The organism is Pseudomonas sp. PHC1, assembly GCF_046487845.1.
Classification (GTDB): domain Bacteria; phylum Pseudomonadota; class Gammaproteobacteria; order Pseudomonadales; family Pseudomonadaceae; genus Aquipseudomonas; species Aquipseudomonas sputi.
Genome location: NZ_JBJXHJ010000020.1, coordinates 1 through 14,309, shown reverse-complemented (window position 1 = coordinate 14,309; position 14,309 = coordinate 1). Strand labels below are relative to the sequence as shown.

Genomic DNA, 14,309 nt, shown 5'->3' with positions numbered 1-14,309 from the left:
CTTCATGGCCATGGGCCAGCATTTGGCTTATACCTGATAGTGGAAAGATTGCATAGCTAGCAGTTAGTCGGTGGGGCCGGCCAAGCTAAGAGGGGGTAGTCAGATTTCAAGAAAGGTGCAGGCAGTGTTGAAAAGATGTCGAAATTGTTTGCTGAGACACTCCATTTCTATCCAATGCAACACCAGTAGAACTCGCGAATTTGCTTGCAGCCGAAGTTGCTCATGGATCTGACGGAGGGTTCGTCGCTGGATCGTTCTGGCGGTCTAGGTGTGGCGGTTATGGGAACATCACTTCAAGCAAACGCTGACATCGGACGAACTTCACTCCAGCCTGCACGCATCCTAGGAAATTTCCCGCAACCCGCGTCGACTACCATGAACTGGTTCAAAATGCGTCCAAACGCTAGTCTTCGCGCTCCGCTGCAACCCGGCAGATGGTTTACCAAAGGGATTCGCCGGGAGCCTGAAACCATGGAGCCTCGTCATGAAAAAAGACACCAGAAGCCTGCCTGATCAAACACCGTCTCACGAAACCGAATCGAAAGAACCGGCTGTGCTTACCCAGCCTCAGGAATACGTGAGAAAGCCGCGTCGCACCCTGCCGTTCAACGAGATTTTCTCCGTGCGCACCGATGTGGATACGGCCACTCTGCTGACCCATGCCTGTGAAACCCTGGCGGCGCTCAACATGATGACGGCCAACATCGCGGATGATTTCACGGGTTCTCAGCGCAGCCGGTTGCTGGCGATCCGGCAGCTGTCGATCATGACCGAAATGCTGGTCAATCGCGCCGTGGAGAATCTTGATCCGGTGAATCTGGTGCCCCGTACGACGGCGCCTGTCGTGCACTGAAAAACGAGCGCTCGTCGATGACGCAAGTCGTTCATCGACATGAACTTTTCTTCACCCCGGCGGCGGTGATGGCCGTGTACATTGGCCTCGCTCATTCAAGAAACTACGGTTCGCCCGCGCTCCTGCGGGCTTTTTTTCGCCCGGAATCTGGCGGCGATTTGTGTTTTCCTGCCCACCGGGCAATCCTGTCGATCAACCCCAGATCCGGAGCCCCCCGATGCCGCTGCTGACCCTGCCCTGTCAACGCCTGACGCTCGCGGTACTCGACCCGGATCAAGCGCCGCTGGAAAGCGCGTTCTACCAGCGCAATCAACGCCACCTCGCGCCGTGGTCGCCGATTCGTACCACCGATTACTTTTCCACTGAGCAGATCCGCCGACGTCTTGAAATACAGGCCAGCGCCTTCGAAGCCGGGCTGGCGGTGCATATGGCGTTGCTGACCCCGGATGGCGAGCAGATGATCGGCGCCTGCAATTTCAGCGGGATCATTCGCGGTGCGTTTCAGGCGTGTTATCTGGGTTATCACATCGACGAGGCGCATCAGGGCAAGGGGTTGATGCAGGAAGCGCTGGAAGCGGCCATCGCCTACATGTTCGAGACCCAGAACCTGCACCGGATCATGGCCAACTACATTCCCGGCAATGAACGCAGCGCCCGGTTGCTGGAGCGCCTCGGGTTTGAACGTGAAGGCTATGCCAAGGCGTATCTGAACATTGCCGGGCGCTGGCAGGATCATGTGCTGACAGCGCGGGTCAATTCGCGTTTCGAAACGCTGGATCAGCGCTGGTCGCGACCGCTGTCGTGACGTTCACAAATTATTAAGGATTGGCCGCGTAAGCTCGGGTTTCCGCTCACTTCCGGTTGCCTGAACCCATGTCGCGTGCCGCCTCTTCCCTGCTTCTGCTTGCCGCCCTGCTGTTCTTTTTCGCCCTCGGCAGCCATCAACTGCAAGGCTCCACCGAGGCCCGGGTTGCGGGCATTGCGATGGAGATGCACCTGGACAACGACTGGGTGACACCGCGTCTGTTCGGCGAGCCCTTTCTGGAAAAGCCTCCCCTGAGCCTGTGGCTGGACGCCGGCGCCCTGCGGGTTTTCGGCGTCTCGCCCTGGGCGGTGCGACTGGCGTCGGCGGTGGCCGGGTTGCTCAGTGTGATGCTGCTGTACGCCCTGTTGCGCCGCTTCGAACGCCCGAAGGCCATCGCCTGGACAGCGGGGATTTTGCTGGCGACCATGGCCAGTTACTGGAGCAACGTGCGTGGGGTCGGCGAGGATGCGCTGCTTGCCCTCGGCGTGACCATGGCGTTGCTGGCGTTTTTTCAGGCGCAGCGAGCATCGACCACGGGCAATTCGTTGCTGTTTGTGGTCGGGATTGCGATCGCCACGCTGAGTAAAGGCGTGCTCGGGCTGGCGATGCCGGGTGTGGTGATTTTCGCTTTTCTGCTGGCCGACAACCTGATGGACAAGCGCTTCAAGCTGACGGACTGGCTGCGTCCGGGTTTGCTGACCCTGGTCGGTCTGATCCCGCTGATGATCTGGCTCACCGTGCTCTATCAGCGTGGCGGCGTCCAGGCGGTCAGCGAAGTGTTGCTGACCAACAGCGTAGGACGCTTCAGCGGATCGTTCGTCGAAGCCGGGCACTACGAGCCGTTTTACTACTACCTCGCCAAGCTGCCGCAGGCGTTCCTGCCCTGGAACATTCTGGTGTACCTGGGCCTGTGGCATTTTCGCAAGGCGCTGAAGGCCAACCGTTACCTGCTGTTTTTCAGCCTGTGGATCATCGCGCAGTTCATCCTGCTGACCCTGGCCTCGAGCAAACGCACGGTGTACCTGATGTCGATGACACCGGCCGCCGCCGTCATCGCGGCGGAATACGCAAACGTGCTGTTCGAGAAACTGAAGCCACATAAAGGCTGGATAGCCCGCCATCATCAAACATTGGCAATGGGCGTGTTGACCGTGGTGATGGGCAGTTACCTGGCCGCCGCGCAGTGGTACCTGCCCCACGCCGATCGCAGGTTGTCATTCCTGCCGCTGACCGAAGAGATCCAGACCCTGCAGACCGAAGGTCACGACGTTGCCCTGTATCAGGCGAATGAACGGGTGGGCGGCGCCAGCGTGTTCTACACCCGCAGCGTGCTCAAGGGATTGGACACCGAGGCACAGCTGCGGGCGTTTCTGGAACAGTCATCAGCGAACGTGGCGGTGCTGTCGGGCGACCAGCCGCCCGTCGCGCCGTTGAAGATCATCAAGACCATGAAGGTGGGGCGTCAGGCGTACTACTTTGTAAGCCTGTGACCGATGCTGCTTGTTTCTGCCGCACGGGTTGCGCCAGTCGCTCCCGTCCGTAGAACGCCAGCGCCGTCAGCAAACATGCCAGCCACACAAAGATCCCGGCCCAGAACGTGTGGGACATGTAGTGCCAGCCCTGTAGGACCCGCGTAGTGCCGTAGACAAAACCGAGCAGCAGCGAGCCCCACAACAACGCGCTGGAAAAGCGCCATTGATAACGACGCGCCACGAAATACAGCGCCAGCATGGTGAAGCCACCCGAGGCATGGCCGCCCGGCCAGCAACGCCCTTCACCTGCTTCGTGGAACAGCTGGAAATTGTTGTACCACTCGATGTGCGGCATCTTTCCGCCGTACAGCGTGGTCTCGATCGGGCAGTAGACGCTGGTGTGCGCCTTGAGGAAATGGATCACCCCGGTGCAGACCGCGAAAGCCACCACCACGAACAGAAAATCCCTACGGTGCTCGGCAGCAAAGCGCAGCACCGGCGCGACTTTGCAGCGCTCGAGAAACCCGCCCAGACGCGGATGCTGTTGCGGTTTCAGCAGTGGCCAGACAAACGACAACATGGCGCCGATCAAAGCAATTTCGGCAGTCCAGTTCGGAATGATCCGCGCCCACTTGTGGGTCAGTTTTTCAAAGAAGTGAATCTTGTCGAGCGGAAAGGTGTGGGTCAGTGGATCGAACAGCAAATTGCTGAACGCGATGTCGATGTTGGTCATGTCGAACATCAGAAAAACCACGGCTGCACACAGCAGCGGGATGCCGAAGTTGTAAGCGTAAAAGCGGGATTTCATTGGGTGGTCACCGTGCGCCAGTCCGAGGCTTCAATGAAGCCGAGCATTTGAGGGGCCGCCGGGCTGGCGGCGGAAACAAACAGCGATGCGCCGTACCCGAGGGTCGAGGCCGGCACCTTGAGGTCTTTTTCCAGCTGCGCCATGCATTCGCTGTGGGTCACCAGAATCAGGTTGCGTCCCGGGACCTTGTGCGCGAGCGCGTCCTGCAGCATCCGGCCCTTGCAACTGATCAGCCAGTCTTCGCCGGCCGTCGCCTTGTTGAACATGTAGCCGGCGGTCTGCACGGTGCGCATCATCGGGCTGTTGTAGACGTCGGCCTGGTCCAGGCCCAACTGCTCGAACTGCGCGCCGACGCTCACCGCGACACTGCGCGAGCGATCCGTGATGCCATCGTGGCCGCTCAGGCACGCCGCTTTCGAGTGGTCGCAGCGCTCGACGTGGCGCACCAGCACGATGATGTCGCCTTTGCTCCAGCCCTCCTTCAGCGCCTGCGCCCCGGCCACATTGCCGTGGGCAAGGTCAGGCACCGCCGCCGGGGCCAGCAGCCAGAGGGTCAAAGGGATTACCAGCGCCGAGGCCGCCAATACCACCCAGGTGTTTCGAAAACGGGCCAGACCGCGCAGATCAATCGAGCGCTTGACGCCGAACAGACTCAGTCGCAATTCCACAAAAAGCCGCCATCACTTGTGATTCGATGCGGCGAGGTTAGAGAGCACGGCGTGGGCAGCCAGTGAAACCCATGTGAAAAAAGTCTTGTGAGTGCCTGTTACAAATTCCGTAGGACAAAATCCTTTCAGCTCTCGGATTTGCGGCCGATACAGTGCTGCTTACACCCTTGCTGGCGCAAAAAAACAACAATCTTCCAGCCTGACCGACGATCAAGACGCACAACGTTTTTCTGGAGGATTTTTGATGAATAGCTGGTTCGGCAACATCAGCGTGAACCTGAAACTGGGGCTCGGATTCGGCCTCGTCCTGGCCCTGACCTGCATCCTGGCGCTCACTGGCTGGACCAGCCTGGGCGGCCTGATTGACCGCAGCAACTGGATGAGCGACATCACCCAGCTCAACGCTGGCCTGACCAAACTGCGCGTGGTGCGCCTGCAATACATGCTGACCAACGGCGATGAAACCGCCGCGCAGAACGTGCAGACCACCCTCGATGGGTTCGCCGCCCAACAGCAGAAGCTGATCAGCAGCTTCAAGAGCCCGGAAAACGTCAAACTGCTCAAGGAGCAGGCGGCGACCATCGCCGAATACCAGACGTCCCTGAATAAAATGCGTAACGCCTACCGCACCGGCAACACGGCGCGCGACACCATGGCCGCCAATGCCGAGACCGCGTACAACCTGATCCAGTCGATCAGCACCCGCGTCCAGCAGATGGAGATGAGCGAACAGCGTTTCGAGCAGTTCCAGGCCATCACCGCCGCCAAGGAAGCGTTCATCCTGGCGCGCTACGAAGTGCGCGGTTACACCGCCACCGCCAACGCCGAGACCGAGCAGAAAGCCGTCGGCCAACTGGATGCGGCCATCGCCAGCCTCAAGCCACTGAACGTGTATTTCGCCAGCACCCAACAGGACGCCCTGCGTCAGCTGGAAACCGCACTGATCAACTACCGCAGCGCCTTGCAGGCCTTCAAGAACGCCAACACCGATGCGGTGCAGGCGCGCAAGGAAATGACCGATCAGGGCGCGACCATCGTGAGCCTGAGCGAGCAGCTGTATCAGATCCAGCTCGATCGCCGTGACGCGGAAAGCGCCCAGGCCCGCACCCTGCAACTGATCAGCACCCTGCTGGCGTTGCTGGTGGGCGTGATTGCTGCCGTGATCATCACCCGTCAGATCACCCGTCCGCTGCAGGAAACCATGGCCGTGGTCGACCGCATCGCCAGCGGCGACCTGAGCCAGAACGTGATCGTCACCCGCCGCGACGAACTCGGCGTGCTGCAACAAGGCATCGCCCGCATGGGCGTGACCCTGCGCGACCTGATCAGCGGCATCCGCGACGGCGTGACCCAGATCGCCAGCGCCGCCGAAGAACTGTCGGCCGTGACCGAACAGACCAGCGCCGGCGTGAACAGTCAGAAGGTCGAGACCGATCAGGTCGCCACCGCCATGCACGAGATGACTGCCACTGTGCAGGAAGTCGCGCGCAACGCCGAAGAAGCCTCGCAAGCCGCAGCCGCCGCTGACGGCGAAGCCCGTGAAGGCGACAAAGTGGTGAACGAAGCCATCGCCCAGATCGAACGTCTGGCCAGCGAAGTGGTGCGTTCCACCGAAGCCATGAGCGTGCTGCAACAGGAAAGCGACAAGATCGGCAGCGTCATGGACGTGATCAAGGCTGTGGCCGAACAGACCAACCTGCTGGCCCTCAACGCCGCCATCGAAGCCGCCCGTGCCGGTGAGGCCGGTCGCGGTTTTGCCGTGGTTGCCGACGAAGTCCGTGGCCTGGCCCAGCGCACCCAGAAATCCACCGAGGAAATCGAAGGCCTGGTGGCCGGTCTGCAGAACGGCACGCAGCAAGTGGCCGCCGTGATGAACAACAGCCGCGCCCTGACCGACAGCAGCGTGGCGCTGACCCGCAAGGCTGGCGACTCGCTGGAAACCATCACCCGCACGGTGTCGAACATCCAGTCGATGAACCAGCAGATCGCCGCAGCCGCCGAACAGCAAAGCGCCGTGGCCGAGGAAATCAGCCGCAGCATCATCAACGTCCGTGACGTGTCGGAACAGACCGCAGCGGCGAGTGATGAGACGGCCAAGTCCAGCGTTGAACTGGCGCGGTTGGGTGGGCAGTTGCAGCAGATGGTGAGCCATTTCCGCGTGTAAACCCTGCACACGAAAGCCGATGTAAAAAGAAGGGCAGCTGAAAAGCTGCCCTTCTTTTTTGCCCGGAAATTGCCAACTTCAGGAAGTGGATGACGGGTTCTGAAACGCAATTACACACGGTTGGCGATGAGTGTTTAAGGACACGCCGTGATACGTCCCGAAGCCCACAAAACCTTGCGCCGTTGCCTACGGCTACGCCAGAATCCGCCGGCTTGTGCGCCTTGGGCTGGCTGCGTAATTTGATTGCGTCACTGATTTCCAGTGATCGAACTTAGCGGTTCGGAATGTCCCCCAACGGTTGCACATGTCGAATCCAGTCAGGCGCAAGCCTGCACTTGATGGTGGCTGTGCGCATGGCACCTTCGGGTGCGCCGGGTTTTGGGTGACTTACCGGTCCGCTAACTTGCGCACAGCTGCCACCCTTTTGCTTAGCGGCGAAAAGGTGCGGCCTCAACCAAGAGGTAAATCACCCATGTTCAAGGTAACGCCAAACCCACCGCTCACCGAGCCCACAACCCTCCCGGATCCGGCATCTCCCTACGAATGCCCCGGCTCAAAGAAATTCAACGAAGCCGCCGAACGCGCCCTCGATTATCACCTGGGCCCACTCAGCGCCCACGTCATGGCCGCGCCCTACAAACCCAACACCCTCTACCAGGCTCACCCCGAAGCCGACACCGAATCCCTGCTGGTGGACGCCAGCGAATCCCTCGGCTCCGCCACCGTCATGCTCAACAATCATGTGGCACTGGTCGAAGGCAGCCACCGCAAGACCCTGCAAGGCATCGCCCAGATCGTGATGATCGCCGAACTGGCCGTTAACCGTGCGCTGGACAAGGTCGTGCCGACGGATTGATGCGGGAGATGGCGAGTGCGGTGCACTCGCCATTTTTTTGAGCGGTGTTTATCAACCGCTGAGGTTTTCTGAACGTGATGGCAGATCAAGTTCGACGCCACTCATGGCGCCGAATCGATTTCGTATCCGAGTACCTAATCCGCCGGCTCGATCAACCGTAGCCAACGCGTTCTCCAGAATCTGCCGCGCTTCGTCTTCCATGGAATGACAGTTTTGGGCGGCAGCGATACGCAATTGCTCTGTCACCTGCTCATCGAGTCGAATAGTAATGCTGGTCATAAGGCTTCCCCTGCAATCTTTGAAATGAGTGATCGCAGACTAACAAACCAGTTCGAAGATCTCTGCATGGTCCCAAGGCCAGCCATTTACTTTATTCGCGGATTCAAATTACCTTTCAGAGCGCTCATCCGCCCACGGCGGCCTCGATCAAGAGGATTCGGTCATGCAATCGCTCGGCTTCACCTCCGTCCCACCGCTGCTCAAGTACCTGCGCCATGCCGAACATCTGGGCATGGCCATCGAGCCTGCATTGGCGGCGGCCGGGTTGCAGGCGCAGCAGTTGAGCGACAACAGCCTGCGCCTGCCGGGTGAAACCCATGAGCGGTTGCTCGATTACTTTTGCGAGCACTCGGGCGATCCGCTGTTCGGCCTCAACGCGGCGAATTTCGTCCTGCCCAACTCGTGGAGCGTGTTGGGTTACATCACCATGAATTGCGCGACATTGGGCGATGCCATGAACCGCATCATGCCGTTCGAAAAACTGGTGGGCGACATGGGCGTCAGCCGCGCCGAGGTGCAGGAAAACCACGTACACCTGATCTGGAACTGCCGCTTTGAGCGCCCGCGGATTCGCCGGCATCTGGTGGAAAACGTGCTCGGCTCATGGCTGCAATACGCACGCTGGATCGCCGACACCCGACTGTCGCCGGCCGCGGTGTGGCTGGAACATTCACTCCCGGCGAACACAACGCTGGCGCAGTACGAACAGTTTTTTGAATGCCCGGTACTGTTCGATCAGGCGTATTCAGCGCTGATCGTGCCGCTACCGTATTTGCAGTTGCCGTTGCGCCAGGCCGATGCGCATTTGCTGCGCACCCTGGAGGAACACGCACAAAGTCTGATGGCGACGCTGGAGGATGCGTCGCTGGAGCAGCGGGTCAAAAGCATCCTGCGCCGGTTGCTCAAGGAAGGCCTGCCGCGCAAGGAACAAGTGGCCGAACATCTCGCCGTGTCGGTGCGCACGCTACAACGCCAGTTGCATCAGGCCGGCACGTCGTATCAGCAGATTCTCGATGAACTGCGCCAGGAACTGGCCGAGCATTACCTGCTCAACAGCACCCTGCCGATTCAGGACATCGCCCAGTATCTGGGCTTCAGCGAATCACGCTCCTTTCACCGCGCCTTCAAGAGGCGACGCGGCATGCCGCCCGGTGAGTTTCGGCAGACTCACCGGGTAGCGAACGACAGTTAGAGACTGATCGCGTTGGTGAACACCAGACGATTGCCGAACGGGTCGGCGATGGTCATGTCCTGGCTGCCCCACGGCATGGCCTGAATCTGTGGATGCGAAAACTTGTATTCCTTGGCCAGCAACTGCTGCTGAAACGCCTCCAGTTCATCGGTCTCGATCCGCAGGGCCGAACCCGGTGTCGCATCGCCGTGGTGTTCGGACAGATGCAGCACACACTCGCCACGCGAAACCTGCAGGTACAACGGGAAACCGGGTTCGAAACGATGCTGCCAGTCGATCTTGAAGCCGAGGAAGTCGACGTAGAACTCCACGGCTTTGGCTTCATCGAAAATCCGCAGGATCGGGGTGGTTTTGCCGAAGCTCATGGGTTGCTCCCTGACTGATTGGCCCCAGAGTGTAGCCGGGGTGGATGTCAGCAATTCGGCTTGGTGATGGCTTTCTTTAATTGCAATGTGCCACTACCGTGACCCAGTCAGCAAAAATCAACGAAAGCCGTCGCGCAGATCGCCTTGGCGCGCCAAAAACCGCCCTGCTGTTTGCCCGTTGGCCTGGCCGTCGCGATAACTCAACACGCCATTGATCCACACCCCGTCGATGCCTTGCGCAGCACGTTGCGGGTCGTTGAAATCCGCCACGTCGCGCACGGTCGCCGGATCGAACAACACCAGATCGGCCCAGTGTCCTTCACGAATTTCGCCCCTTTCCTTCAGGCCGAAACGCGCGGCCGACAGACCGGTCATCTTGTGCACGGCGGTGTGCAGCGGAAACAGCCCGACGTCACGACTGAAATGTCCGAGCACCCGTGGGAAAGCGCCCCACAGACGCGGGTGCGGGAACGGGTCTTCCGGCAAGCCATCGGAGCCGACCATCGACAGCGGATGAGCGAGAATCCGGCGCACGTCGTTCTCGTCCATGCCGTAATACACCGCGCCCGCCGGTTGCAGGCGTTTGGCGGCGTCGAGCAAGGACAGGTTCCATTCGGTGGCAATGTCCATCAGGTCGTGACCGCCCATGTCCGGATGCGGCGTCGACCAGGTGATGGTGATGCGGTGAGCGTCGGTGACCTGCTTCAAATCCAGGGTCGAAGAACTCGCCGCATACGGATAGCAATCGCAACCGACCGGGTGAGTTTTCGCCGCGGCTTCCAGCGAGGCAAGCAACTGCGGACTGCGGCCCCAGTTACCGGCGCCGGCACATTTGAGGTGGGAAATGATCACCGGTGATTGAGCATGGCGGCCGATGCGGAAGGCCTCGTCCATCGCCTCCAGCACCGGTTCGAACTCACTGCGCAGGTGGGTGGTGTACACCGCGCCGAACGCATTCAATTCTTCGGTCAGTTGCATGACTTCATCGGTGGATGCCGAAAACGCACTCGCATACGCCAGACCTGTGGATAAACCGAGGGCGCCCGCCTCCAGGCTTTCACGCAACTGCTCGCGCATCGCGGCGATTTCATCGTCAGTCGCGGTGCGAAACAGATCATCGAGGTGATTGCTGCGCAGCGCCGTGTGCCCGACCAGCGCCGCCACGTTCAACGTGGTGTTGGCCGCTTCCACCGCTGCGCGGTAATCGCTGAAACGTGGGTAAACGAACGCCGCCGCCGAGCCGAGCAGGTTCATCGGATCCGGCGGATCGCCGCGCAAGCTGACCGGCGCCGCACTGATCCCGCAGTTGCCGACAATCACCGTGGTCACGCCCTGACTGAGCTTGGGCAGCATCTGCGGCTGACGGATCACCACGGTGTCGTCGTGGGTGTGTACGTCGATGAAACCCGGTGCCAGCACACGGCCGGCGGCGTCGATTTCGTCGCTGGCGCCGGTGTCATGCAAGTCGCCGATCTGCGCGATGCGGCCGTCGAGGATCGCCACGTCGGCGGCGTAACCGGGGCTGTTGCTGCCGTCGATGACCAGTGCGTTGCGAATCAGGGTGTCGTACAGCATGTCAGTCTCCCAGCGGCAGGTGATCGTCGCCGCCACGGTATTCGTCGAGGGCGAGTTTGATCCGCCGCAGACGTTCTTGATTGTCTTCAGGATTGGCCAGCGCCAGCTCGGTGGCCAGCACGTCGATGGCGAGCAGCATGCCGTAGCGCGCCGCCGTCGGTTTGTAGATGAACGAGGTCTCGGCGCCTTGCAGCGGCAGGACGATGTCGGCCAGTTCCGCCAGCGGTGAGTCGGCGCGGGTGATGGCGAGAATCCGGGCGCCGTAGTTGCGCGCCAGCGCCACGGTCTCCAGCAACTCCGGGGTGATGCCGGTCAGCGAACAGACGATCACCACCTGCTCGGCGCTGAGGCTGGCGGCGGTGACGCGCATCATCACCACGTCGTGGCACACCGCAATCGGGTAGCCGAGGCGCACCAGCCGCACCTGCAATTCGTCACTGCACAGGGTCGAGCAACCGCCAATGCCGAAGGCGTGGATCATCCGCGCCTGGCCCAGCAGTTTCACCGCATCGGCGAAGCGCGATTCGTCGAACGCCGCCAGATGCTGGCGCAGGGTGGTTTCGATATCGCCGACGATCTGCCGATAAAACGCCGACTGCTCGGGCGTACCTGCCGGGTCGAGGAAACGGCTGCCGACGCCACTGGCCTGGGCCAGTTGCAGACGCAGGTCGCGCAGGTCGCGACAACCGACGGTGCGGGCGAAGCGTGACAGCGTGGCGGTGCTGACTTCGGCCCGCAGCGCCAGTTCTTCGAGGCTGGCGGAGGCGGCAAATCCTACGTCGTCGAGCATCAGACGGGCGATGCGTCCTTCACCGGCGCTGAAGGAATCCTGACGGGCGCGGATCTGATAGAGGATGTCCATGGCGGATAACTCCGACTACAGCAGGTAAGAAAGACCGACGGTCAGGGCGAAAGCGACAATCGAGATCAGGGTTTCCAGCACCGTCCAGGTCTTGAACGTCTGGGCCACGGTCATGTTGAAGTATTCCTTGATCAACCAGAAGCCGCCGTCGTTGACGTGGGAAAAGATAACCGAGCCCGCGCCGGTCGCCAGCACCAGCAGTTCCGGGTGGGGATAACCCAGACCGATGGCCACCGGCGCGACCACGCCGGAAGCCGTGGTCATCGCCACGGTCGCCGATCCGGTGGCAATGCGCATCAGCGCGGCGAACAGCCAGCCCATGATCAGCGGCGACAGGTGAAATTCGTGGGCCAGGCCGACGATCTGATCGGTGACGCCGGCGTCCACCAGAATCCGGTTCAGACCGCCACCGGCGCCCACCAGCAAGGTGATGCTGGCGGTCGGTGCCAGGCATTCGTTGGTGAATTTGAGGATCGATTCGCGGTTGAAACCCTGGGCAATGCCGAGGGTCCAGAAACTCAACAGCGTCGCCAGCAACAGCGCAATCACCGAGTTGCCGATGAACAACAGGAACTGGTTGAAGCCGCTGCCCGGCGTGGAAATCAGGTTGGCCCAGCCGCCGATCAGCATCAGCACCACCGGCAACAGAATGGTCGCCATGGTGATGCCGAAACCCGGCAGGCTGTCACGGGGTTCGCGTTCGAGGAATTGTTTTTCCAGCGGGTTATCCGCCGGCAACTGAATGCGCGGCACGATGAATTTGGCGTACAGGGGGCCGGCAATGATTGCCGTCGGAATGCCGATGGCAATCGCATACAGCAAGGTCTGCCCGACCGACGCCTGATACGCCTGCACCGCCAGCATCGCCGCCGGGTGCGGCGGCACCAGCGCATGCACCACCGACAGCCCCGCGACCATCGGCAAACCGACCATCAGGATCGACACGCCGACCCGCCGCGCCACGGTAAAGGCAATCGGCACCAGCAGCACGAAACCGACTTCGAAAAACAGCGGCAGCCCCACCAGAAACGCAATGCACACCATCGCCCAGTGCGCGTTCTTTTCGCCAAAGCGCTCGATCAACGTGCGCGCCATCTGCTCGGCGCCGCCGGACTCGGCCATCATTTTGCCGAGCATCGTCCCCAGCGCCACCACCAGCGCAATGTGGCCCAGCGTCTTGCCCACCCCGGCCTCGTACGCCCCCACCACCCCGGACGGCGGCATCCCCGCCACCAGCGCCAGGCCAATGGAAATCAGGGTGATGACAATGAACGGATTGAGCCGGTAACGGGCGATCAGAACGATCAGGGCGATGATGGCAACGGCGGCGTACACCAGCAGCCAATAGCCGAAGGACGGTGTCATGCGGTACTCCTCGAAAGGGTCACGTTCGAATGGGTTGTGAAACTCATAAATCATTTCGAGATCGAGTTTTCAAACCAAGTGAAAGTAATTTTCGTGGAGGGATAAGGGTTGTCGTTTTTGGGTATGTCTTGTCGCGAATAATGAAAATCGCGGGGTGGGATTTTCATGAACCGGCTGAAGGTTTCGCCCAGACCACAAGGTTTTCAACATCAGTCCAGGCGCTATACTCGGCAGACGCTTTCTATAGAGTTCCTGCCATGACTGCTCCGCGCCGCCGCCCCAAAAAGCTCACTGCCGAAGCGTTGATACGTGCGATTGCCAGTTCGACAGCCATCGAAACGGGTCAGAGCGTTGAATCGATTGAACGCAAGCTGAAGCTCAAGGACAGCAAGTTTCTGCATCTCTCTCTGGCCAAATGAGATCGTCACTCAAGTCCACAATGCCTGCCGAACCCAATACTCCATGGGTTCGTAATTGCAATTCAGCCCTTGGTTGATTGCCGCAAAATAAGCCTCTTTGTTTCGCTCCCAAATGCTGTAGTCGAGCGGTACATACCCCGCCTGCACCGCCATGACATCCGCCAACAATCGCGACAGACGCCCATTACCCTCGCGAAATGGATGAATCAGGATGAACTCCACGTGCGTGACAGCGATGGCGTGGATCAGGTTTTCATCCAGATCAGGCTTGCAAGGTGTGTACTTGCCAAGACAGTCCCTCTCGAAACCATCAAGCAGTCGGGGAATCTGCGGTGCTGCGGCAAAGAAAAAGCCGTCCTTCCCCATATTCACCGCACGCACGTCGCCGGCCCATGAATAGAGATTGCCCAACCAGTGTCGGTGCCACTCTTTCAGGTCCTGAACGGTTAATGGCCGATTTGGCAAATGCTCAATGAGCACGAACTGGTACAATTTTTCCAACAGGATGAGCTCTGCGTCATCCATGTCTTCAGGATCGGTTATCCCTAATTTATGGTTCTTCACGGAATCCCGGGAAACATAGAAACAAGAACGCCGATTTGGTTGATGATGTTCGTGCGAGCAAA

The 14,309-nt window shown here is 60.3% G+C and carries 15 protein-coding genes and 2 pseudogenes; 9 read left to right on the top strand and 8 right to left on the bottom strand.

What is annotated here, in order from left to right:
• Positions 1-204: 204 nt before the first annotated feature.
• The 4 genes and pseudogenes from ACKJSM_RS21780 to ACKJSM_RS21765 all read left to right on the top strand — a co-directional run.
• Positions 205-346, top strand: a pseudogene (locus ACKJSM_RS21780) (hydrolase); the annotation flags it as partial.
• Between the two features lie 138 nt (positions 347-484).
• Positions 485-853, top strand: coding sequence for a DUF6124 family protein (locus ACKJSM_RS21775; protein ID WP_410238811.1), 369 nt, complete (start codon positions 485-487; stop codon positions 851-853).
• A 217-nt stretch (positions 854-1,070) separates the two neighbouring features.
• Positions 1,071-1,658, top strand: coding sequence for a ribosomal protein S5-alanine N-acetyltransferase (gene rimJ, locus ACKJSM_RS21770; protein WP_410238810.1), 588 nt, complete (start codon positions 1,071-1,073; stop codon positions 1,656-1,658).
• 68 nt (positions 1,659-1,726) lie between these two features.
• Complete coding sequence (locus ACKJSM_RS21765; RefSeq protein ID WP_410238809.1) at positions 1,727-3,148, top strand: ArnT family glycosyltransferase; 1,422 nt, start codon at positions 1,727-1,729, stop codon at positions 3,146-3,148.
• Here the strand turns inward: ACKJSM_RS21765 and ACKJSM_RS21760 are convergent.
• Together ACKJSM_RS21760 and ACKJSM_RS21755 are read right to left on the bottom strand one after the other, a co-directional pair.
• The gene (locus ACKJSM_RS21760; RefSeq protein ID WP_410238808.1) at positions 3,099-3,938 is read right to left on the bottom strand and encodes a phosphatase PAP2 family protein; all 840 of its coding nucleotides are present in this window, start codon (positions 3,936-3,938) and stop codon (positions 3,099-3,101) included. The two genes, ACKJSM_RS21765 and ACKJSM_RS21760, sit on opposite strands and share 50 nt — an antisense overlap.
• A complete protein-coding gene (locus ACKJSM_RS21755; protein WP_410238806.1) occupies positions 3,935-4,606 on the bottom strand; it encodes a histidine phosphatase family protein in 672 nt (223 codons plus the stop codon). Before ACKJSM_RS21755 ends, ACKJSM_RS21760 begins: the two co-directional genes overlap by 4 nt.
• Before the next feature lie 244 nt (positions 4,607-4,850).
• Here ACKJSM_RS21755 and ACKJSM_RS21750 point away from each other — a divergent pair.
• The 3 genes and pseudogenes from ACKJSM_RS21750 to ACKJSM_RS21740 all read left to right on the top strand — a co-directional run.
• Positions 4,851-5,912, top strand: a pseudogene (locus tag ACKJSM_RS21750) (methyl-accepting chemotaxis protein); the annotation flags it as partial.
• Complete coding sequence (locus ACKJSM_RS21745; RefSeq protein WP_410238862.1) at positions 5,907-6,770, top strand: methyl-accepting chemotaxis protein; 864 nt, start codon at positions 5,907-5,909, stop codon at positions 6,768-6,770. The pseudogene ACKJSM_RS21750 and the gene ACKJSM_RS21745, both read left to right, overlap by 6 nt.
• A 472-nt stretch (positions 6,771-7,242) precedes the next feature.
• Positions 7,243-7,626, top strand: coding sequence for a DUF6124 family protein (locus ACKJSM_RS21740; protein WP_236181434.1), 384 nt, complete (start codon positions 7,243-7,245; stop codon positions 7,624-7,626).
• A 51-nt stretch (positions 7,627-7,677) separates the two neighbouring features.
• Here the strand turns inward: ACKJSM_RS21740 and ACKJSM_RS21735 are convergent, their stop codons facing one another.
• Positions 7,678-7,905 (bottom strand): FitA-like ribbon-helix-helix domain-containing protein, encoded by a 228-nt coding sequence (locus ACKJSM_RS21735; RefSeq protein WP_410238805.1) that lies wholly within the window; start codon positions 7,903-7,905, stop codon positions 7,678-7,680.
• 163 nt (positions 7,906-8,068) lie between these two features.
• Here ACKJSM_RS21735 and ACKJSM_RS21730 point away from each other — a divergent pair, with 163 nt between their 5' ends.
• Positions 8,069-9,097, top strand: coding sequence for an AraC family transcriptional regulator (locus tag ACKJSM_RS21730; protein WP_410238803.1), 1,029 nt, complete (start codon positions 8,069-8,071; stop codon positions 9,095-9,097).
• Here ACKJSM_RS21730 and ACKJSM_RS21725 read toward each other — a convergent pair.
• From ACKJSM_RS21725 to ACKJSM_RS21710, 4 genes are all read right to left on the bottom strand, one after another.
• Positions 9,094-9,462, bottom strand: coding sequence for a glyoxalase superfamily protein (locus tag ACKJSM_RS21725; RefSeq protein ID WP_011332360.1), 369 nt, complete (start codon positions 9,460-9,462; stop codon positions 9,094-9,096). The two genes, ACKJSM_RS21730 and ACKJSM_RS21725, sit on opposite strands and share 4 nt — an antisense overlap.
• 117 nt (positions 9,463-9,579) lie before the next feature.
• Entirely contained in the window at positions 9,580-11,037 is a 1,458-nt protein-coding gene (locus ACKJSM_RS21720) for a D-aminoacylase (protein WP_410238802.1), read from the bottom strand.
• Between the two features lies 1 nt (position 11,038).
• Entirely contained in the window at positions 11,039-11,899 is an 861-nt protein-coding gene (locus tag ACKJSM_RS21715) for a MurR/RpiR family transcriptional regulator (protein ID WP_410238801.1), read from the bottom strand.
• 15 nt (positions 11,900-11,914) lie between these two features.
• Positions 11,915-13,264 carry a GntP family permease gene (locus ACKJSM_RS21710; protein WP_085701359.1) on the bottom strand — a complete coding sequence of 450 codons (1,350 nt, stop codon included), beginning with the start codon at positions 13,262-13,264 and terminating at the stop codon, positions 11,915-11,917.
• 257 nt (positions 13,265-13,521) lie between these two features.
• Between ACKJSM_RS21710 and ACKJSM_RS21705 the strand changes: the two genes are divergently transcribed.
• Positions 13,522-13,683 (top strand): hypothetical protein, encoded by a 162-nt coding sequence (locus ACKJSM_RS21705; protein WP_236182735.1) that lies wholly within the window; start codon positions 13,522-13,524, stop codon positions 13,681-13,683.
• 9 nt (positions 13,684-13,692) lie between these two features.
• Here the strand turns inward: ACKJSM_RS21705 and ACKJSM_RS21700 are convergent.
• On the bottom strand, positions 13,693-14,309 hold a 617-nt coding region (locus tag ACKJSM_RS21700), incomplete at its 5' end, for a Fic/DOC family protein (protein WP_410238800.1).